Source organism: Planococcus maritimus (assembly GCF_001592825.1).
Classification (GTDB): domain Bacteria; phylum Bacillota; class Bacilli; order Bacillales_A; family Planococcaceae; genus Planococcus; species Planococcus maritimus_C.
On sequence record NZ_LTZG01000001.1, the window covers coordinates 351828 to 373153 of the forward strand.

Consider the following 21326-nt stretch of genomic DNA (forward strand, 5'->3'; position numbering starts at 1 on the left):
ACTTAAGCTTGTTGTTTTTCGATGTAAGTTACTGCGTCGCCTACTGTTGCCATTCCTTCTGCATCTTCATCGGAAATTTCCATATCGAATTCGTCTTCTAGCTCCATGACCAATTCAACTACATCCAATGAATCCGCTCCAAGGTCGTTTGTGAAAGATGCTTCAGGTTTCACTTCGCTTTCTTCCACACCAAGACGATCTACGATTACTTTGGTTACGCGTTCCAATACTGTTGACAATGCCGTCACCTCCCCTCAAATCAGTATACATAATTGTTGACTACATGACCATGCCGCCGTCCAAATGCAAAGTTTGGCCGGTTACATAATTTGCTTCATCCGAAGCGAGGAATAATGCCGCATTTGCCACATCTTCCGGCGCGCCGAAGCGAGCAAGAGGAATTTGGGCGAGCATGCTCGATTGCACATCGTCGCTGAGTTTTTCCGTCATATCGGTCGTGATGAATCCAGGGGCCACGGCGTTAGCAGTGATGCCACGACTCGCAAGTTCTCTTGCTGTTGTTTTCGTTAAGCCGATGACGCCCGCTTTTGCCGCTACATAATTCGCTTGTCCTGCATTGCCCATGACGCCAACGATCGATGCGATATTGACGATGCGGCCCGCACGCTGTTTCATCATTTGACGTGTTACAGCTTTCGTGCACAAGAAAACACCTTTTAAGTTCGTGTTGATCACGTCATCCCATTCGTCTTCTTTCATGCGCATCATCAAATTATCGCGTGTGATGCCGGCGTTATTGACGAGAATATCGATCGAGCCAAATTCCTTTATCGCCGCATCCGCCATCGATTTTACCGCATCTGCGTCGGCCACATTTGCCTTAATTGCAATGGCTTTGCCGCCCGCTTGTTCGATCTCGTTGACAACAGCCTCCGCCTTGTCCTGGCTGCCACTGTAGTTGACGACAATATTTGCACCTTCTTCAGCAAAGCGCCGGGCGATAGCCGCCCCAATACCGCGCGATGCTCCTGTAACGATGGCTGTTTTTCCCGTAAGTTTACTCATGTGGTCAACTCCTCTACCGCTTTTTCAAACGATTCCAAATCATAGACCGGAATCACTTTTACGGAACGGTCGATTTTTTTCACCAAACCGCTCAGTACTTTGCCAGGGCCGACTTCTACAAAGGTCGTAACCCCAAGCTCGATCATTTTTCTCACCGATTGTTCCCAAAGCACAGGAGAATACAATTGATGGATCAACATGTCCTGTAGTTGGGTCGCGTTTGTTTCCGGCTCCGCTTTAAAGTTCGTGACGACGGGAACTTTAGCGTTCAGCAAGAATGAATCGCTCAGTACCTTTGCCAAGTCATGTGACGCTGCGCGCATTAATTCTGAATGGAACGGGCCACTGACGTCAAGTGAAATCGCACGTTTGGCACCGCGTTCTTTGGCCAGCTCACAGGCTTTTTCTACGCCCGCTTTCGTACCTGAGATGACAATTTGCCCTGGGCAATTTAAGTTAGCCAATTGAACCACACCGGCGCTATTGGTCGCATCATCCGTTACTTCTTCGAGCGTGTCTGCAGCCATGCCTAAAATAGCAGCCATCGCGCCTTCGCCTGCAGGAACCGCTTCATTCATGAATAGGCCGCGCTTATGAACCACTTCTACCGCTTTCGGGAATTCAAGCACATTCGATGCGACAAGCGCACTGTATTCGCCAAGGCTATGGCCCGCTGTATAATCCGGTCGCACACCTGCGCGGATCAGTCGTTCCGTAATCATCGAGCTAACGGTCAAAAGTGCCGGTTGCGCGTGATATGTCAAAGTCAATTCTTCCTGGGGGCCTTCGAGCATCAATTTCGACAATTCCATTCCAAGCACTTGGTCTGCGCTATCGAAAAATTGGCGGCTCTTGTCATCTTCCAGAAAGCTTTCGCCCATGCCCACTGTCTGTGAGCCTTGTCCAGGATAAATAAATGCGATTTGCTTTCTCATGATGATTGTTCCTCCTTCAAGGTGCTGTAAATCTTGCCGGCTACATCATACTCAACCATTGTCCGCGCTTGGCGGATGGCATTGTACAATGCGGTGCCGTTGGATGAACCGTGTGCTTTAATGACCGGCGCTTTTAGGCCGAATAATCCTGCACCGCCATATTCACTGTAATCCAACATGCCTTTTAACGCGCTCAAATCATTTTTTACAAGCATTGCTGCAATTTTGGTCTTGGTCGACGCCATGAAAACGTCTTTGATCATGGCGAATACATTCATCGCGGTTCCTTCAATCGTCTTCAAGACCATATTGCCGGTAAAGCCGTCTGTGACGACTACATCAGCTGCGCCGTTAAGTAAGTCGCGCGACTCCACGTTGCCGATGAAGTTGACAGGTGCTTCTTTAAGCAAAGGAAATGCTGATTTTGTCAGTTCATTGCCTTTTTTCTCCTCTGTCCCGATATTCAGCAAGCCGACCGTTGGGTTCTCGATGCCTCTCACTTTTTCAGCATATATGCTGCCCATGATGGCGTATTGCACAAGATGCTCTGGTTTGGCATCGGCGTTCGCACCGAGGTCGAGCATCAAAAAGCCTTTGCCGTCCATCGTCGGTAAAGTCGGCGCCAGTGCCGGACGGTCGACTCCGTCAATGCGGCCGACAATAAACAAACCAGCGGACATAAGTGCCCCTGTATTCCCTGCAGATACCGCTGCGTCCGCGATGCCTTCTTTAACGGCTTCAGCCATGCGGACCATCGATGCATCTTTTTTGCGGCGCACCGAACGGACCGGATCGTCTTCCGATTCGATCACTTCCGTACAATGGATAATAGTCAATCGATCTTGCGTTTTTATGTATTCGTCGATTTTATCTTGCTGCCCGTAAAGTAAAATTTCCACGTCGCTAAACGCTTCGAGCGCTTGTTTGACACCTTCGATGATTTCTTTTGGGGCGTTGTCCCCGCCCATTGCATCAATCGCTATTTTCACGAATTGTCACCTTCACTTTGTTCAGTCATGCGGTACATTTCAAATGTCCCGATAAAAACTACTGCCTGGTCTACCGTCGACACCACTTTAACGAACGCGCGATGCTTGTGCGGCTGGCGATCCGTTACTTGCGCTTTTGCGACGACTCGCTGCCCAGCTTTAACTGGCTTCAGGAACTGCAATTCCGATTTAACGGTAAGCGCCAATTCTTCATTCATCACCGCAACCGCCAAGGAATTGGCTTGCGCAAACAGATGGTGCCCCCTAGCAATTCGATTGCGTTGGAAAACGTGTTCCGGTTTAACGTCAAAAATGGAAATGGCTTTATTGTCCAGTTCTATGTCGATTATTTCACCGATCACTTCGTCAATCGGCAAGGATTTCACTTCGTCGTCAAAAGTTTTCTCGGCGACATGCTTAATGCGCTCCCGAAGTTCGGGAATCGAAAGCTCCATCCGGTCGAGACGGATCGTCTGCACACTGACTCCGAACTCGATCGATAATTCTTCATCGGTCACGAACGGATTGTCTTTAATTGAGGATTTCAGCGCTTCCTGTCGCTCTTTTTTTGGTTTTCTCACTATGTCACCGCCCGCTATTAGCACTTGGTACTAATATGAGTATATAAACAACAAAAAAAGAATGCAAGGAAAATCGGTCTCCTCGCATCCTAATCAAGTCTACCGCCTTCGAGAATGCCAGAGTCTTCAAGCATGGCCCGCAGGCATTTCGTTTCCTCCGAAACCCAAAATGAGTCACTGGCGATCAACGCCTCGGCATCTTTTCTTGCCGCTTCAAGTGCCCGGTAATCATGGACTAGGTCCGCCATGCGGAATTCCGGTATGCCGCTTTGCTTGCGCCCAAAGAAATCCCCCGGTCCGCGCAGCTCCAAATCCTTTTCAGCTAGGATAAAGCCGTCATTGGTCTCCGTCATCGAATTCATGCGCTCTTTGCCGATTTCTGTTTTCGGATCCGCCAATAACACACAATAAGACTGGTCACTGCCGCGCCCGACGCGTCCGCGCAATTGATGTAGCTGAGACAAGCCAAATCGCTCTGCGTCATAAATGAGCATGAACGATGCATTTGGGACGTTAACACCCACTTCAACGACAGTGGTCGACACCAGTACAGCAATTTTTCCTTCTGCAAATTCACGCATCGTCTGCTCTTTTTCGTCTGGATGCAGCCGGCCATGCATCAACCCCACCGTATGGCGCCCTTCGAAATAAACCGTCAATTGCTGGTACAGTTCGACGGCATTCTGATATTCCAAGGTTTCGGATTCTTCAATCAGCGGAGCGATGACATACGCTTGTCTTCCAGCGAGAAGCTCTTTTTCCATGCGGCCGACGATCTTGCCAAACATCTCTTTTTTCATCCAATAGGTTTCGATTTCTTTTCGCCCAGCCGGCATTTCATCAATGATCGACACATCCATTTCACCGAAAGCCGAAATCGCGAGCGTTCTCGGAATTGGCGTCGCTGTCATAAACAATACATCCGGATTCAAGGCTTTATCTTTCAACACTCTGCGCTGGTCAACGCCAAAACGGTGCTGCTCATCCGTGATGACGAGGCCCAAGCTTTTGAACAACACTTCCGGTTGAATCAACGCGTGGGTCCCAATCAGGATATCGATTTCGCCATCCACTAAGCGCTTTAATACTTCTTTGCGCCGCTTGCCTTTAACAGACCCCGTCAACAAGGCAACACTAACCCCAAAAGGCCGGAACCATTCTTCAAGCGTATTGGCATGTTGCTCCGCTAGAATTTCGGTCGGTGCCATGAGCGCCCCTTGTTTACCTGCTGTTACGGCCGCATACAAAGCAATTGCCGCAACAACCGTTTTGCCGGATCCGACGTCCCCTTGCAATAAACGGTTCATCCGGAACGGTTCTTTCATATCGCGGCAAATTTCGTTGACGACTCGCTTTTGCGCACTGGTCAAATCGAACGGCAAATCATCGATAAACTTTTTCAAGCGATTTAAATCATAGTCAATAAACGATCCGCCTTCCGCTTCGCGGTTTTTCTTGCGCAACGCCTGCATCTTCAACTGGAATTGCAGTAATTCTTCGTACACAAAGCGACGTCTTGCTTGTTTGAGTGACGATGCATCTTCTGGAAAATGGACGGTCTCGAGTGCTTGTTCAAACGGCAGTAATTGATACTCTTCTCGGATGGAAGCGGGCAGGCAATCCGAGAGCTCGCCTTTTGTAGCGTCTAGCGCCTGCCGCATCAACTTGCGGAACGTCTTTTGGTGCATGGAACCTTTCAAGCTATACACCGGTTCAAAATCTGCACCGCCTGTCCGCGGTCCGATCGAATGGCTGGACACCGTGATCAATTGGCGGCCACGGTCCCATTTACCGGTCAAGGTAACGACCGCGCCGATTTGAAGTTTGGCTTTCACGTAATGTTGGTTAAAAAAAACCGCCTTGACCAGATGGCGGCCAACGAGCACCGTCACAGTCGTCCGCGATTTATTTTTCCCTAAAAAAAGGACGGAAGGCTCGTTTTCGACCCTTCCCTCCACCGTTACCCGTTCATTATGGGGCGTCTCAGCCAGGTCTTTGAGCTGAAAATCCTCGTGGCGATACGGAAAGGTCATGATCAAGTCTTCAAGACTCTCGATTTTCATGTCCCGCAGGGTTTCAGCCGCCTGTTTTCCGACCCCTTTCAACGAAGAGACCGGTGCTTTATTGTCCACTGCCGACTACCGAGCCACCGAAAATTTTGGATTCCAGCCATTTGCCTGTCGGTGTCGCGGCCAATCCGCCTTTCGCCGTTTCACGGAACGCGCTAGGCATTGCTTGGCCAATTTCAAACATGGCACTGATGACTTCGTCGCACGGGATGCGGCTGGTTACGCCAGCGAGGGCCATATCTGCTGCAACGACCGCATTGGATGCACCCATCGCATTGCGTTTCACACATGGCACTTCTACGAGCCCCGCCACAGGGTCGCACACTAGACCGAGCATATTTTTCAAAGTGATGGCAAAAGCTTCCGAACTTTGCTGAGGTGTGCCGCCAGCCATTTCGATAATGGCAGCCGAGGCCATGGCAGCTGCAGAACCGACTTCTGCCTGACACCCGCCAGCTGCTCCTGAGATCGAAGCGTTATTCGCTACGACAAATCCGAAAGCACCCGAAGTGAACAAATAACGGATCATTTGCTCACGCGTCGGATTCAGTTTATTTTTTACGGCAAATAATGTTCCCGGCACAACCCCTGCAGACCCTGCTGTCGGTGTCGCGCAAATGGTGCCCATCGCCGCGTTCACTTCATTGGTCGCTACGGCTTTACTGACCGCATCGAGCAGTAGGTCACCAGACAAGCTATTGCCTTGCTGCATGTATTTCTGCAGCAGCACCGCGTCTCCACCCGTCAAGCCAGAAACGGAGTGCACGCCTTGCAGGCCTTTTTCAACCGCTTCTTCCATGACCGTCAAATTACGGTCCATTTGCTGCATAATATCTTCCCGCGAACGGTCTGTGATAAGCATTTCTTGCTCAATCATGATTTCAGAAATGAGCTTGCCTTCTTTTTCTGCCCGTTCAACGAGTTCCCTTACATTTCGGAATAGAACATCCATTTCTCTTACCTCCTGTTTAGTCGGCGATGCGCGTGACTTGCGTAATGTTTGGCAATCCGCGCAATTCATCCATAACTTCTACGTTTACCGTTTGATCGACTTCGATGACCATCAATGCCATGTCGCCGCGTTCTTTACGGGACACTTCCATATGGCCAATGTTGATGTCGTATTTATATAAGCAATTCGCTACGTTTGCGATACAACCCGAACGATCGTCGTGAACGACGAGAATCGCTGGGTGGTTGCCAGAGAGCCTGAGCGGGAAACCATTCAGTTCCGTAATTTCGATTTTGCCTCCACCGATTGAGATGCCCATCATCGACATTTCGGATTTGTCATCCCCAATGACGATGCGCGCCGTATTCGGATGGTCGACATTCCCTGTTTCCGGGATAAATTCATAGCTCATGCCAAGCTTTTCCGCTTCTTCAAATGCGGTTTTGATGCGTTCGTCGAATGTATCGTAATCTAATAAGCCGCCGATAATCGCTACATCGGTCGAATGCCCTTTATAGGTTTCGGCGAAAGAACCGTACAAATGGATCTTTGCCCATGATGGCTGCCTACCAAATAGATCGCGCGCCACCCGGCCAATACGCGCTGCCCCTGCTGTATGCGAAGATGATGGCCCGATCATGACCGGGCCGATTATATCAAAAACAGATTTGAACTTCATGCTCAAACCCCTCACTTTCCGTCTCGTATAATTTCATTTTACATGAAAAGTGCACAGGAAACAAAGATAATAAAGCGCATACATTGTCTTAACCGTGGGCTTTTCTCACCAGTTGCGAAGACTCTTTCTGCTGCACATCATTTTGCCCTTCACCTGAAACTTTTCTATTGTGGAAAAATAAAAAGCGGAAGCCCGGTGTCTTATTCCCGGACCTCCGCCTAACATTATTCAACTGCCAGAATATAAGGATAAAGTGGCTGCTTGCCATTGTGAATTTCCACTTCGACATCGCCATTCAATGATTCGATAAAGGCACCAAGTTTTTCAGCATCCGCTTCTTCGACATCTTCTCCAAAGAGAATGGTGACGATTTCTGCATCCTCATCGACCAGTTTTTTGCACAGTTCTTCAGCGACTTTTTCCAAGCTTTCATCCGACACAACAATCTTGCCTTCGGAAATCCCCATGAAATCGTCTTTTTTGATAGAGATGCCGTCAATCGATGTATCACGGACTGCAAAAGTGACCGATCCCGACTTGACGTGCTGTATTGCGTCTCCCATCGCTTGGCGATTATCTGCGACGCCAGCTTCCGGATTGAAAGCGAGCAGCGCTGACATGCCTTGCGGGACATCTTTTGTCGGCACGACAGCCGCTTCAATATCGAGAAGTTCTGCCGCTTGTTCGGCTGCCATGATGATGTTTTTATTGTTCGGCAAAATCAGAACGCGCTCTGCGCCAATTGAACGGACGGCATTGACGATATCTTCCGTCGATGGATTCATCGTTTGCCCGCCTTCGATCACATAGGAGGCTCCAATCGAACGAAGCAATTCTGCTACGCCTTCACCCATTGCGATCGTGACGATTGCATAAGGATGTTTCGCTTCTTCCGATGGAGCGGATTTTTTATGGCCTTCCCCAACAATATCGGTGTGTTGCTGGCGCATGTTTTCGATCTTCATGCTGATCAAGCTTCCGTATTCTTGGCCGTATGTAAGAACTTTCCCTGGCTCTTCAGAGTGGATATGGATTTTCGCAATTTCGTCATCTGAAATGACTAACAACGAATCGCCGTAAGCGCTCAAGTCCGTTCGAAATGCAGCTTCATTGAACGAACGTTTATCGTCTTCGAATTTAACCATGAATTCTGTACAATAGCCGAATTCGATATCTTCTGTGTTCATGAAGCCAGCAATGTTTTTGTGATGCTCAGCACTGACCAAATCATCCATCGAATTATCGATATGCTTCTCAGGTAGGGCTTCGCCTTTCAATGAGGCAAGAAATCCTTCGTAGACATAAACAAGACCTTGCCCGCCACTGTCAACAACACCAACTTCTTTGAGTACCGGCAATAGATCCGGAGTTCTCTCAAGTGATGCTTTTGCTTCTGTAACGACCGCTTCGAACAGCACGATAATGTCTTCTTCGCTGTCTGCCAAGCTCATGCCTTTAGCCGCCGCATCTTTCGCAACCGTCAGAATGGTTCCTTCTACCGGTTTCATGACCGCTTTATAGGCAGTCTCAACACCATGCTGCAGCGCTTCTGCCAATTTTTTCGCAGATAGTTCCGGCTCGTCAGCGATGAACTTGCCAAATCCGCGGAACAATTGGGATAAAATGACGCCCGAGTTGCCGCGCGCTCCCATTAGGAGGCCTTTCGATAAAGCACTTGCTGTTTTTCCGATATGTTCTTGTGCATGGGATTCCGTCTCTTTTGCACCGGATGTCATCGATAAATTCATGTTCGTCCCAGTATCGCCATCAGGCACAGGGAAAACGTTCAATGCATCTACATAATCCGCATTTTGGTATAGATGGTGCGAACCCATCTGTACCATCTCGGCGAATTTCACTCCGTTTAATGACTTCATAACCGAATTTTCCTCCTCTTACGGGTTCGTCACACGAACGCCCTGGACATAAATGTTTACCGCACTAACCGGCATGCCCAATGTTTTTGTTATCGTATATTTCACTTTTGATTGGACTTGATACGCCACTTCCGAAATTTTTGTTCCGTAGCTGATGATTACATACATATCAATGACCAAATCGCCATCTTCCTGGCGCACAAGGACTCCTTTGGCAAAGTTTTCTTTGCGGAGAATATCCGTGAGGCCATCGCGGATCTGGTGTTTAGTAGCCATCCCTACGATGCCGTAGCATTCGATCGCAGCGCCGCCAGCTATTTGGGCTATCACATCATTAGAAATATCGATTTGACCATATTCGTTATTCAACTCAATCGACATTAAAATTCCTCCTCGAGTCCTATTTCACTCTTTTCATTCTACATGAAAGCCCTTTATAAGAAAAGCCAACGTTTTAGCCTGTAAAGGTTTTTTTCTTGAAAGGCTGTGATTTTCACTTGCGCCCCTCTTTTTTCTATGGTAAATTATTAAAGTATGTGAAACGAAAAACGAACTGAAATTCTATTATAATTTTCAGCTTCACTTGTGAGGAGGGACTTACATGCCAAAAGTATGTGCAGTATCTGGACGTAAAGCTCGTGCAGGAAACAGCCGTTCACACGCGTTGAACTCGACAAAACGTACATGGGGAGCAAACCTTCAAAAAGTTCGCATCCTTGTAGACGGCAAGCCGAAACGTGTATGGGTTTCCGCGAGAGCATTGAAATCAGGAAAAGTTGAGCGCGTCTAAACCGCTCATGAATAATGCCAGGTCTGACAATTGTCAGCCTGGCATTTTTTCGTGCGTTCAATCGGAACTTTCGATGACGATCAAGTCTCCCTTTGTAAATGAGACCGTTCCATCGCCTGCTAATTCATTGCTGGTGAAGCGTGTCGAACCGAACGAAATCCGCTCATCTTTCACCGGATATTTAAATCCCTCTATCGTAAAACCGCTCACTTCTTCTGAAAATGGATAAAAGGATATATAGGTGAAGCCATTGTCCGCCTTCATTCGATATGTACCGGGTTCCATGAAACGAATGCGATTCTGCTTGTTCAACACCCTAAAATCGACATGCGGATAGCTTCTTTGATAAGCAAAAACAATTTGCAAGGCTGCTAGATAATGGTCAAGCCTGCCACCAGTTACCCCTGCAACGATGACAGTGTCAGGCTTGTAATCCATCGCTTTTTTCAAGGCAAGCTCCGTATCCGATTCATCTTTTTCCGATGGCGATCGTTCGAGCTCCGGAAAAGCTAAGCGGATTTTTTCATATTCGCTGTCCGTCACCGAATCGAAATCCCCCACAGCTTCCGCCGGCTCAATGCCACGCTCAAGCAGCGTCATGACGCCTGCATCTACCCCAATATGCAATGCCCCTTCATATAAGGAAAGGTCCGGCAATTCATCTGCCGGACCTCCTGCTGTGATAACGACTATCACGAGATAACTCCTTGCCCCGCTTTTTTAATCGCCTGCAACGCTTGTGCGCGGTCTTCTTTGCCGAAGATGGCAGAACCGGCCACAAAGACGTTCGCCCCTGCTTCTGCGCATGGAACGATTGTTTCTTCATTGATGCCGCCGTCGATTTGGATTTCGACAGACAAGCCTTTGTCATTGATCAACTGGGATAAGGCTGCAACTTTTGGGACGACTGAATGGATGAATTTCTGCCCGCCAAAGCCAGGGTTAACGGTCATGAACAGCACCAAGTCGATATCTTCCAAAACATGCTGGATCGTTTCGATCGGTGTATGTGGATTCAAGACAACACCTGGTTTCACGCCAAACGAACGGATCAATTGGATGGTGCGGTGAAGATGCGGGCATGCTTCAACATGGACCGTAATATAATCGGCTCCCGCCTTGGCAAAATCCTCGATGTAACGGTCCGCATTTTCGATCATCAAGTGGACATCAAGTGGAAGCTTTGTCAACGGGCGAAGCGCATCGACCACAATTGGCCCCATCGTGATGTTTGGAACGAAATGGCCGTCCATAACATCAATATGGATCCAATCAGCTCCAGCTTTCTCGACTTCCTGTACTTCTTGACCAAGCTTGGCAAAATCTGCTGCTAAAATAGACGGTGCGATTTTAATCATGTGAATACCTCGGCTTTCGATTCATTATTTCTTCCAAAAATTTCAAATAATGCTTATAGCGATACTCAGGGATATCCCCGGTTTCCACCGCTTTTTTGATGGCGCATTTCGGTTCATTTAAATGCAGGCATTCACGGAATTTACAGCCTCCTGAACGTTCCTCCATTTCGGGGAAACACGCCGATAATTGCTCTTTATCCAGTTGTTCGAAATCAAAAGAACTGAACCCTGGAGTATCGGCAAGCAAGCCCCCGTTTACACTAATCAATTCGACATGGCGCGTCGTATGCTTACCGCGGTTTAAGGCTTGCGAAATGTCATCGGTCTTCAGCTGTAACGACGGCAAAATGGTATTCAGCAAAGTTGACTTTCCGACACCTGATTGTCCGGCAAGAACACTCGTCTTGCCTTCAAGCACCGGCATTAGCCTTGCCTGCAAGCTCGGATCGTCTATAAACGATTCAATGACCTCGTAGCCGATCGCCCGGTACTCATCCGCGTAACGGTCTAATTCTGTTCGCTCTGATTCGGACATTAAATCGGTTTTTGTTAGGCAAATGACCGGTTGAATATTAAACGATTCAACCGCTACGAGAAAACGGTCTAATAGCAACGGATGAAAATCAGGCTGCTTCGCTGAAAATACTAAAATTGCCTGGTCGATATTGGCGATTGGTGGACGCACGAGTTCGTTTTTGCGTTCTTCGATGTCGAGTATCGTTCCCTCGCGGTCATTATCCGCTTTGTACTCGACGAAATCCCCAACAAGCGGCGTGATTTGGCGGTTGCGGAAAACACCCCGGCCACGGCATTGCACATAACGTTGCCCGTCTTCATCCAATACATAATAGAATCCGCTCAAGGCTTTTCTGATCTGACCTTTCGGCATAGCACCCCTCCTTATCCAATACATATAATTGTTTAATCTGCGTCCTCATAGCTCACGGTCTTTTCTAAGATGATTGTGGCGTCCCGAACGATTCGGTAAGAAGCACTGCCGCCTTCGACGATTTGCATATCAAGCTGGTGATCAGTGGTTTCTGTAATGGTAAACTCCTCAACCGGCTCTACCATGCTTTGATTCTGGTCTTCGATATAGACACGAATCGTCTGCTCGACCGGCTCTTCACCTTCTTCTGCTGGTTCTGCCGGCTCATAAGGTATTTCGACCGTTTCAACATAGGTTTTCACCGGAAGCTCTGCACTGCCCGATGATAAGACGACTTCAATCGTACTTCCGACTTCAAGCATCTCGCCACCCGCAACATTTTGCGACAGCACCAATCCCGCTTCCACAGAATCCGACTCTTCTTCACGGACGATGCGGATATTGAATCCCGATGAACGGGCATATTCGTTCAACTCTGCTTCCCCGTAACCGCTTAAATCTTCCACTTCGCGCAAATCAGGTCCTTTACTGACGACAAATTCGACGGCTGTTTCACTGATAACGACTTCTGTGCCAGCTGCTGGGTTTTGGCTAAGGATGGTGCCGGGCGGTTCATCGGAAAATTCCTCTCGCACATCCGGCGAGGCGAAATTTGTGCCTTCTAGCACCTGCTGTGCCTGTTCAAGCGAACTGCCGACATAATCATCGAATTCAGCTGTTTCTTTGCCCTTGCTAATAAATAAGCTAATGCTCGATTCCAGATCACGCATTTTTCCAGCTTCAGGGATGGTACGAATAACATGATTTTCTTCAACTTCCTCTGAAAACTGCTCGGATTCTTCCGCCACAACAAAACCGGCAGCGGTCAATTCTTCATGTGCGGCTTCTCTTTCCATTTCGGAAACATCCGGAACGGCCACTTGCTTTGGCTCAAACAATCCAGGAAACGCAAAAACAGTAATCAACCCAGCCAATACCACAAAAGCGACAATTGACAAAACAATTGGTGTTTTTTTGCGTTTTTTCTTTTTAGCTGATTTTTTCGGTTCTTGTTTTTCTTCTTTGATAGGAAGCGCCATCGTCTTGGTCGCATCGGCTTGTTCGTAAGTACCCGAATCTTTGATGGCCGGCATTGCCCGGGTCTCCCCTTCATCTACAGGCACCGCAAATTTCGGTTCGCTCAGACGTTCTGGTGTCAAGGCTGTCGCAAGGTCTTGTGCCATTTCATCGGCTGATGCATAGCGATATTGCGGATTTTTCGCGGTTGCTTTCAATACGATATTTTCCAAGCTTTGCGGCAGGTCGGGAACGCTAGCCTTTAAAGAAGGCGTGTCCGTCTGTAAATGCTTCAAAGCGATCGCTACAGCCGACTCACCTGAAAACGGAAGCTTCCCTGTCAACAATTCGTACATGACAATGCCCAGCGAGTAAATATCGGACTTTTTATTGGCCATGCCGCCTCTTGCCTGCTCTGGCGAGAGGTAATGCACGGTGCCAAGCACGGAATTCGTCTGTGTATAGGAAGTAGCGCTCAATGCCATGGCTATACCGAAATCGGAAATTTTAACATTGCCATCTTCATCGACCAGCACATTTTGCGGCTTGATATCCCGGTGGACGATATGATTGTGATGGGCATGTGCGAGAGCCGAGGCCAATTGCGACATGATTTCCACTGCACGTTCCGGTTCGACAGGGGAATGTTTAATGATGTATTCCTTCAATGTATCACCCGGTACGTATTCCATAACGAGATATGGCAAGTCATTGTCTTCCCCAACATCGAAAATACTGACGATGTTGTGGTGCCCAAGGCTTGTCGAAGACAATGCCTCACGCTTGAAGCGGCGCCGCAATTCTTCTTCATTGTTGAAGTCATAGCGCAGCACTTTAATGGCGACATCACGATCTAAAATCATATCGTGTGCTAAATAGACATTGGACATGCCTCCACTGCCGATCGCTTCTAGTACTTTATAGCGGCCATTGATTCGTTTTCCGATTAACATCGCTACACCTCCTCACCAAGCGCCGTCAACAATACGAATGAAATATTGTCTTCACCGCCGAGGTCATTGGCCAGCGCGACCATAGCTTTGCCTTTTTGAGACAAAGAAGCTTTGGAACGAACGATTGACGAAATGTCCCGTTCACTCAATTTATTGCTGAGACCATCCGTACATATTAGAAAATAAGAAATGCCGGCGAGCGAAAAATGATGCATTTCTCGTTCGATATCCGGCTCTGTCCCCAAAGAGCGCAAAATCCAGTTTTTCTTTGGATGGTCTTCTGCCTGCTCTTGCGTGATTTCGCCATTATCGACCAAGACGTTGACATAGGAATGGTCACGGGTCACTTGAGTCATCGATTCTCCAATCATATAGGCACGGCTATCGCCGATATGGCATAACACGCAATCTTCGCCTTCGATCAATGCGGCAATCAACGTGGTGCCCATGCCCTTGCATTCACGATGGGTGATGGAATGCTCGTAAACAGCTCGATTCACCTGCAACACTTGTTCAGACAACCAAGCTGTTTTCTCATCTGTTGAACGAAATTGTTCAGAGTCGGCATCCATGAATCTAACGCCCAGCTCATCGACTGTCATACGGCTGGCGACATCGCCAGCATTATGGCCGCCCATGCCATCTGCGACCAAAACGAGCAGCAATCCATCGGGGCGTTTGTGCACAGCAACGCGGTCTTCATTGATTTCTCTTTTTCTACCCGTATCGCTTTCAATTACATACTGCAACAATAGTGGACACCCCGCTTTTTAGCTTTCGGCAACTGTGCCGTCGTTTTTTCTAAAGCTTGCGATAAAAAAGCCATCACTCCCAAAATCCTGCGGGAATACTTGGACCAGCCCCTGCCCTTTACTTTTGAATGCCTTAGGCAACTCGGCTGGAATTTGTTCCATTTCTGGATGTGTATTCATAAATTTCTCAGCAGTTCCACGGTTTTCTTCGGTATCGATGGTGCACGTGCTATAAACTAGAATGCCGCCCGGCTTCAATAGTTTTACCGCTTCATCGAGCAGCGACAATTGAATCGTCTGCAATCGCTCGAAATCATCCGATGTTTTCGTGTATTTGATATCCGGCTTGCGCTTAATGACGCCTAGGCCGCTGCACGGCGCATCCACTAAAACGCGATCGAAGGCTTCCAAGCCGAATCGCTCACTGCTTTCGCGCCCGTCACCAACTGTCGTTTCAATAATGTTATGGCCCAGGCGCTTAGCTGTTTCTTCAATCAGCTTCACTTTATGAGCATGCAAGTCCATCGCTAGCACCGTGCCTCGTCCTTCCAGTTTTTCAGCGATATGGGTCGTCTTTCCACCAGGCGCCGCACACATATCCAGGACCTTCATGCCAGGTTCGACTTGCAGCGCATAAGCCGGAAGCATCGAACTTTCATCTTGTATGGTAATAAAACCTTTTTCAAACGTCTGCGTGCGCACTGGCTGGCCGCCCGTGACAATGAGGCATTCCAGAATGATTTTACTCGGTTCGGCACTGAGCCCTTCTGACTCGAGCATTTCAATAACTTGTTCGGGCGTCGCCTGGACGGTGTTGACACGCACTGTCTGAAGCGGTGCTTTGTTGTTTTCAAGCGCCATTTCGCGGGTTGTCTGCATCCCGAATTGTTCGGACCAGCGCTTGATCATCCATTCCGGATGGCTTGTTTCAACGGATATTTTTTTTATTGGATCTGCGATTTCATTAAATGAACGCACGCCTTGCCGCTGTATAGAGCGCAGAATGCCGTTGACGACAGAGGCAATGCCTCCATGCCCACGACGTTTGGCAATTTCCACGGCTTCGTTGATCACAGCATGGAACGGGATGCGATCCAAATACACGATTTGATAGAGCGATAAACGCAAAAGTGTCCGTACCCATGGATCAAGTTTCCCTTTAATATACGGTTCTAAATAATAATCCAAGGTCATTTGATGCTGCAGCGTGCCGTAAGTGATTTCCGTCAGCAAACCTTTGTTTTTCGCGGAAATGCCGTAGCTGTCCATTGTTGTATTCAATAGGAGATTGCTGTATGCCTGTTTGTTTTCCACAGCATAGAGAATCGACAATGCTGCATCTCTCACATTGCCGTGGATTTTCTTGTTTTTCATTCGAATCGATCTCCTACCTGTAATTTCGGCCCGCGCAAATAATCTTCAGCCGTCATGCGTTTCTTTCCAGAAGGCTGTAATTCCTTGATCGCAAGTGTCCCACTACCAGTCCGGACGATGATGGCGTCTTTTGTCAGTTCGACAATTTCACCGGGTGCTCCGTCTTTTTGGCTGTCGGCGATTTCCGTCCACCATAATTTTACATTGGCACCGGAAAGCGTCGTAAACGCCACTGGCCATGGGTGCAAGCCGCGTACTTGGTTATAGATTTCGACTGCGGACCGTTGCCAGTCGATGCGTTCTTGCTCTCTTGAAATATTGCGGGCAAATGTGACACGCGCCTCGTCTTGTGGAATCCGTGGATTGGTGCCGTCAATAATCGAAGGCAAAGTTTCTTTCAACAAATCCATTCCTGCTGTGCTCAGTTTTTCGAACATACTGCCGGTATGGTCTGCCTCTTCGATCGGCACAGTCGTTTGCGAGATAATATCTCCCGCATCCAAGCGGTCGACCATATACATGATCGTGACACCGGTTTCTTTTTTGCCATCGATGATTGCCTGATGAATCGGCGCGCCGCCGCGGTATTCCGGAAGCAATGAGGCGTGCACATTGATCGCGCCAAGTGGTGGGGCTTCGAGTATCGCGCTCGGCAAAATCTGCCCGAAAGCTGCTGTTACGATCAAATCAGGCTCTAGGTCAAGAATTTTTTGTGCCTGCTCGGGATCTTTTAGTTTTTCCGGCTGATAGATTGGCAAGCCTAATTCAAGCGCCTGTTCTTTCACCGGTGTTGGCGTCATGATTTTCTTCCTGCCAACAGGGCGGTCAGGCTGTGTCACAACCGACACGATGGTATGCCCTTCATCGGAGAGCATTTTCAAGATGGGGGCCGAAAATGCCGGCGTCCCCATAAACACGATTTTGGTCAAAGCACATCCTCCTCTTCTTGCTGGCGGATCAGTTCATCCAACTCTTCCTGAGTGACGTATTTCACGATTTTGCTCGTGAACAGTACACCGTCCAAATGGTCCATTTCATGTAGGATAGCACGCGCCTCATAACCTTCCGCTTCCAGTTCGTACCAAGAGCCATCGCGTTCTTGTGCTTTGATCTTGATCCGGCCGTGGCGTTCCACTTCACCGAATATGCCCGGAAAGCTTAAGCAGCCTTCAATATCTGTTTCTTTCCCTTCAAATAAAGCGAGTTCCGGGTTAATCATTTCGATCGGTTCTTGCCCTTCTTGAAAATCGACGATTGCTACTCGCAACGAGACCCCCACTTGCGGCGCGGCAATGCCCACGCCGTCCGCGTCGATCATCGTTTCATGCATATCGTCCAGTAGAATCGCCAGTTCTCGGTCGAATTCAGTGACTGTCTTGCACGGTGTTTCTAATACGTTATTTGGGTGTTTCACTATTTCACGGATTGCCATTCTAATTCCTCTTTTCTGTTACATGACTGCTGTCGGATTCATGTCGATGGACAATGTTGCCCCCGTTTTGATCCAATCGCTGCGGTAGATTTTGATCAATTGCTGCAGCACTTCAGCCAGCTTCGGTTCTTTTTTGTATTTTATCAAACATTGATAGCGATATCTATTGTTCACGCGGGCAATGAGCGAAGCGGAAGGCCCGATAATGATGGTTTTAGGCGACAAGCGGTGGCGCAGATATTCGGTCATCTGCTGGGCATAGCCCGATACCGTCATCAAATCTTCGTGGGTAAACTGGATATTGACAACATAATAATAAGGCGGATAGCCGCTGGTTCGCCGCATGGCCATTTCCTGCTCATAAAACGGTTCATATAATTGGTCTTTTGCGAGCGTGATTGCATAATGCTCAGGCGTATAGGTCTGTACATAGACTTCGCCCGGCAGCACATCACGTCCCGCGCGCCCGCTCACTTGCGTTAACAATTGGTAAGTCTTTTCCGCTGCGCGAAAATCGGGCAAATGCAAGGTTGTATCTGCCGACAAAACACCCACCAAGGTGATGTTCGGAAAATCTAGGCCTTTGGCAATCATTTGCGTGCCAAGCAATATATCGGCTTTGCCTTCGCCAAACGCTGACAAGATTTTCTCATGCGCGCCTTTATTGCGGGTTGTGTCGACATCCATCCGCAATACTCGGGCATCCGGAACAAGTTTTGCCAGTTCCTCTTCGACTTTTTGAGTTCCTGTCCCGAAAAAGCGGATATGGTCACTTTCACATTCCGGACAAGTGGTCGGCACGGGTTCATCATAGCCGCAATAATGGCATTTCATGCGCTCACTCGCCCGGTGATAGGTCAGGGAAATATCGCAATTCGGACATTGCAGCACCGTTCCGCAATCACGGCATAAGACGAACGAAGAATAGCCACGTTTGTTCAAGAACAACACCACTTGTTCTTGTCGTGCAAGGCGCTCGCGGATTGCTTCTGCCAATTCCACCGAAAACATTGACCGGTTGCCGGTCCGCAACTCTTCTCGCATATCCACAATATGAACTTCCGGCAATGGTTGATTTTTGGCACGATTTTTCAGCGCCAGTAATTCATAGACCCCTTTTTTTGCACGCGCAAAAGATTCCAAGGAAGGCGTCGCACTGCCGAGAATGACTGGGCATTGATGCTGCTGGCTGCGCCAAATGGCCACATCTCGTGCGTGATAGCGTGGCGAGTCGTCTTGTTTATAACTTGATTCATGCTCTTCATCGAGAATGATTAAACCAAGATTTTGAAACGGCGCGAAAATTGCCGAACGCGCCCCCACAACCACTTTTACTTCCGCACGCTGGATTTTCCGCCATTCATCGTATTTTTCCCCTGCCGACAGTCCACTGTGAAGGACGGCAACCAAATCACCAAAGCGCTCTTTGAAGCGGATCGTCATCTGCGGAGTTAAAGAGATTTCTGGCACGAGCATGATCGCCTCTTTGCCTTGTTCGAGCACTTGGGCGATCGTCTGCAAATAAATCTCCGTTTTCCCGCTGCCGGTAATGCCGTGCAACAGGAAAGTCTTTTCGGTGTTCAGTGAAGAGCGGATTGCGTCGAACGCCACTTGCTGTTCGTCTGTTAAAGCCAGGGCGTGCTTTTGGTCAATCGCCGTCAAAAGAGAAGGATCCCGATACGATTCCATCGATGAAAAACGTGCCATTCCTTTTTCTGCGAGCGCGTTGACGGTTGGAAGCGAGACGCCCGCCAATTTCTGCAGCTGGGAAGATTCAAAAGTTTCTCCTATATGCTTCAGGAAAAATTCCTGGAGCTTCAACTGCTGCTTGGCATTCGCTCTAATGGAAACATTTTCTATATTTTCTGCCGTATCTGTAATATGGACCATGCGCACTTTTTTTACACCGGTTTTTTGCTGGATATTGGTATCCGCCACTACCGTGCCTTTGTCCATTTCTTTTTTCATCAGGCCGTATACTTCTTCCGCTTCCTGTGCACGGACAAAATCACGTGTGCCGAAATACGGATGCAATTCCTTTGGCAGTTCTTCAATAGCAGCATTCAATACAAAGCGTTTCTCATATTTGGCGCGCAATGCTGCCGGTACCATAACCTGCAAGGCATCGATTTCAAAGCAAACAGTCTGGCGTTTCATCCATTGTGCTAGTTCAAGCATTTCACGATTCAATACCGGTACAACGTCCATCAGTTCATGGATCGGCTTGAGCCGTTTCGGGTCAAATTCGGATGTTTCTTTGATTTGTGTAATAAAACCGAGTACTTTGCGGTTGCCAAAAGGCACTTTCACGCGCATACCCGGTTCGGTGAGTGCCTGGAATTTTTCCGGCACTGCATAGTCGAATGGCCGGTCGATCGGATGTGCGGCAACATCAACGATGACTTCCGCAATCATTTTGCAAATTCCTTATCGGTAATCAGTGTCAGCAATTCAAGCGCCAGCTCTTTTTTCGGCATGACCGGAAAACTTTTCTCGAATTCCCCGCGGCCGTAAACGGTTACTGCATTCGTGTCGTGATCAAAGCCTGCTTGGTCTGCGCTGACGTCGTTGGCGATGATGTAATCAGCATTTTTACGCTCGAGCTTCGCTTTGGCATATTGTGCCACGTGATCGGTTTCTGCCGCGAAACCGATCAAGATTTGATGGCTCTTTAATTGGCCAAGCTGCTGCAGGATGTCTGTCGTGCGCTCCAGCTCAAGAACCGAATTGCCTTCTTTTTTCTTGACCTTCTGCCCCGCGATAGCTGCCGGACGGTAATCTGCGACAGCTGCTGTCTTAACAACCAAGTCCGCGTTGTCATATTCACCAAGCACTGCTTCTAGCATCTGCTGTGCGCTCTCGACTTGAATGCGCTTGACGCCGCTTGGCACAGCTAAAGAAACCGGCCCGCTGATCAAGGTCGTGTCAGCCCCGAGTTCTGCTGCGGCTTGAGCCATGGCATAGCCCATCTTGCCGCTCGAAAAGTTTGTTAAGAACCTCACCGGATCAATCCGTTCGCGTGTCGGCCCTGCCGTCACGACGACTTTTTTGCCTTTTAGCGGCTTGTTTTTCGTGAAATGTCCGGCCACCAGTTCGGTAATTTTTTCCGGTTCCTCTAAACGCCCTTTGCCGACATACCCGCATGCCAAAAAGCCTTCGGACGGCTCAATGAAACGGATGCCATCGTGATGCAGTCGGTCGATATTGCGTTTGACTGCCGGGTGATCATACATATGGACATTCATTGCAGGTGCCACCCAAATCGGCGCTGTCGTCGCAAGGAGGACAGTCGACACCATATCATCTCCTAAGCCATTCGCCATTTTTGCAATCATATTCGCAGTTGCAGGTGCGACGATGACAAGGTCTGCCCAGTCCGCCAAATCGATGTGGGCGATGACGGAAGAATCTTTTTCGTCGAAAGTATCAAAATAGACGTCATTTCTGGACATGACTTGAAATGACAAAGGCTGGACAAATTGCTTGGCCGATGCTGTCATGATGACTTTCACATCCGCCCCTGCCTGGGATAATTTGCTGACGAGGGCGACCGCTTTATAGACGGCAATTCCGCCGCTTACACATAATAGGATTTTTCGATTTGCCAACACCGT

The 21326-nt window shown here is 48.6% G+C and carries 21 protein-coding genes; 1 reads left to right on the forward strand and 20 read right to left on the reverse strand.

The window, feature by feature from the left end; all coding sequences use genetic code 11:
* Window positions 1-2: 2 nt before the first annotated feature.
* From AY633_RS01810 to AY633_RS01855, 10 genes are all read right to left on the reverse strand, one after another.
* Complete coding sequence (locus AY633_RS01810; RefSeq protein ID WP_068462888.1) at window positions 3-239, reverse strand: acyl carrier protein; 237 nt, start codon at window positions 237-239, stop codon at window positions 3-5.
* A gap of 40 nt (window positions 240-279) precedes the next feature.
* Window positions 280-1026, reverse strand: coding sequence for a 3-oxoacyl-[acyl-carrier-protein] reductase (gene fabG, locus AY633_RS01815; RefSeq protein ID WP_068485995.1), 747 nt, complete (start codon window positions 1024-1026; stop codon window positions 280-282).
* Complete coding sequence (gene fabD / locus AY633_RS01820; protein WP_068485996.1) at window positions 1023-1961, reverse strand: ACP S-malonyltransferase; 939 nt, start codon at window positions 1959-1961, stop codon at window positions 1023-1025. Before fabD ends, fabG begins: the two co-directional genes overlap by 4 nt.
* The gene (gene plsX / locus AY633_RS01825) at window positions 1958-2950 is read right to left on the reverse strand and encodes a phosphate acyltransferase PlsX (protein WP_068485998.1); all 993 of its coding nucleotides are present in this window, start codon (window positions 2948-2950) and stop codon (window positions 1958-1960) included. Before plsX ends, fabD begins: the two co-directional genes overlap by 4 nt.
* On the reverse strand, window positions 2947-3531 hold the full coding sequence (gene fapR / locus AY633_RS01830; RefSeq protein ID WP_068486000.1) for a transcription factor FapR: 585 nt from the start codon (window positions 3529-3531) through the stop codon (window positions 2947-2949). The genes plsX and fapR overlap by 4 nt, the downstream gene beginning before the upstream one ends.
* A gap of 89 nt (window positions 3532-3620) precedes the next feature.
* Window positions 3621-5663, reverse strand: coding sequence for an ATP-dependent DNA helicase RecG (recG, locus tag AY633_RS01835; protein WP_068486002.1), 2043 nt, complete (start codon window positions 5661-5663; stop codon window positions 3621-3623).
* On the reverse strand, window positions 5653-6552 hold the full coding sequence (gene sdaAA, locus AY633_RS01840; protein WP_068462897.1) for an L-serine ammonia-lyase, iron-sulfur-dependent, subunit alpha: 900 nt from the start codon (window positions 6550-6552) through the stop codon (window positions 5653-5655). Before sdaAA ends, recG begins: the two co-directional genes overlap by 11 nt.
* A gap of 16 nt (window positions 6553-6568) precedes the next feature.
* Window positions 6569-7231 (reverse strand): L-serine ammonia-lyase, iron-sulfur-dependent subunit beta, encoded by a 663-nt coding sequence (gene sdaAB / locus AY633_RS01845; RefSeq protein WP_068486004.1) that lies wholly within the window; start codon window positions 7229-7231, stop codon window positions 6569-6571.
* Window positions 7232-7455: 224 nt separating this feature from the next.
* Window positions 7456-9108: a DAK2 domain-containing protein gene (locus tag AY633_RS01850; protein ID WP_068486006.1), complete on the reverse strand. Its 1653-nt coding sequence runs from the start codon at window positions 9106-9108 to the stop codon at window positions 7456-7458.
* 18 nt (window positions 9109-9126) lie between these two features.
* Window positions 9127-9489: an Asp23/Gls24 family envelope stress response protein gene (locus AY633_RS01855; protein WP_058383552.1), complete on the reverse strand. Its 363-nt coding sequence runs from the start codon at window positions 9487-9489 to the stop codon at window positions 9127-9129.
* Between the two features lie 220 nt (window positions 9490-9709).
* Here AY633_RS01855 and rpmB point away from each other — a divergent pair, with 220 nt between their 5' ends.
* Entirely contained in the window at window positions 9710-9898 is a 189-nt protein-coding gene (rpmB, locus tag AY633_RS01860) for a 50S ribosomal protein L28 (RefSeq protein ID WP_058383551.1), read from the forward strand.
* Between the two features lie 57 nt (window positions 9899-9955).
* Here the strand turns inward: rpmB and AY633_RS01865 are convergent, their stop codons facing one another.
* From AY633_RS01865 to coaBC, 10 genes are read right to left on the reverse strand one after another with little or no spacing between them, the layout of a single operon-like run.
* Window positions 9956-10594 (reverse strand): thiamine diphosphokinase, encoded by a 639-nt coding sequence (locus AY633_RS01865; protein WP_068486008.1) that lies wholly within the window; start codon window positions 10592-10594, stop codon window positions 9956-9958.
* Window positions 10591-11256, reverse strand: a complete 666-nt coding sequence (rpe, locus tag AY633_RS01870) for a ribulose-phosphate 3-epimerase (RefSeq protein WP_068486010.1) — start codon at window positions 11254-11256, stop codon at window positions 10591-10593. Before rpe ends, AY633_RS01865 begins: the two co-directional genes overlap by 4 nt.
* Window positions 11249-12145: a ribosome small subunit-dependent GTPase A gene (gene rsgA / locus AY633_RS01875; RefSeq protein ID WP_068486013.1), complete on the reverse strand. Its 897-nt coding sequence runs from the start codon at window positions 12143-12145 to the stop codon at window positions 11249-11251. The genes rpe and rsgA overlap by 8 nt, the downstream gene beginning before the upstream one ends.
* 32 nt (window positions 12146-12177) lie before the next feature.
* Window positions 12178-14154 carry a Stk1 family PASTA domain-containing Ser/Thr kinase gene (pknB, locus tag AY633_RS01880; protein ID WP_068486014.1) on the reverse strand — a complete coding sequence of 659 codons (1977 nt, stop codon included), beginning with the start codon at window positions 14152-14154 and terminating at the stop codon, window positions 12178-12180.
* A 2-nt stretch (window positions 14155-14156) separates the two neighbouring features.
* Entirely contained in the window at window positions 14157-14906 is a 750-nt protein-coding gene (locus tag AY633_RS01885) for a Stp1/IreP family PP2C-type Ser/Thr phosphatase (RefSeq protein ID WP_260804449.1), read from the reverse strand.
* An 18-nt stretch (window positions 14907-14924) separates the two neighbouring features.
* The gene (rsmB, locus tag AY633_RS01890) at window positions 14925-16280 is read right to left on the reverse strand and encodes a 16S rRNA (cytosine(967)-C(5))-methyltransferase RsmB (RefSeq protein WP_068486016.1); all 1356 of its coding nucleotides are present in this window, start codon (window positions 16278-16280) and stop codon (window positions 14925-14927) included.
* On the reverse strand, window positions 16277-17209 hold the full coding sequence (fmt, locus tag AY633_RS01895; RefSeq protein WP_068486018.1) for a methionyl-tRNA formyltransferase: 933 nt from the start codon (window positions 17207-17209) through the stop codon (window positions 16277-16279). Before fmt ends, rsmB begins: the two co-directional genes overlap by 4 nt.
* Entirely contained in the window at window positions 17206-17712 is a 507-nt protein-coding gene (gene def, locus AY633_RS01900; protein WP_068486020.1) for a peptide deformylase, read from the reverse strand. Before def ends, fmt begins: the two co-directional genes overlap by 4 nt.
* Before the next feature lie 18 nt (window positions 17713-17730).
* Window positions 17731-20127, reverse strand: a complete 2397-nt coding sequence (gene priA, locus AY633_RS01905; protein ID WP_068486022.1) for a primosomal protein N' — start codon at window positions 20125-20127, stop codon at window positions 17731-17733.
* Window positions 20124-21323, reverse strand: coding sequence for a bifunctional phosphopantothenoylcysteine decarboxylase/phosphopantothenate--cysteine ligase CoaBC (coaBC, locus tag AY633_RS01910; protein ID WP_068486024.1), 1200 nt, complete (start codon window positions 21321-21323; stop codon window positions 20124-20126). The genes priA and coaBC overlap by 4 nt, the downstream gene beginning before the upstream one ends.
* Window positions 21324-21326 lie beyond the last annotated feature (3 nt).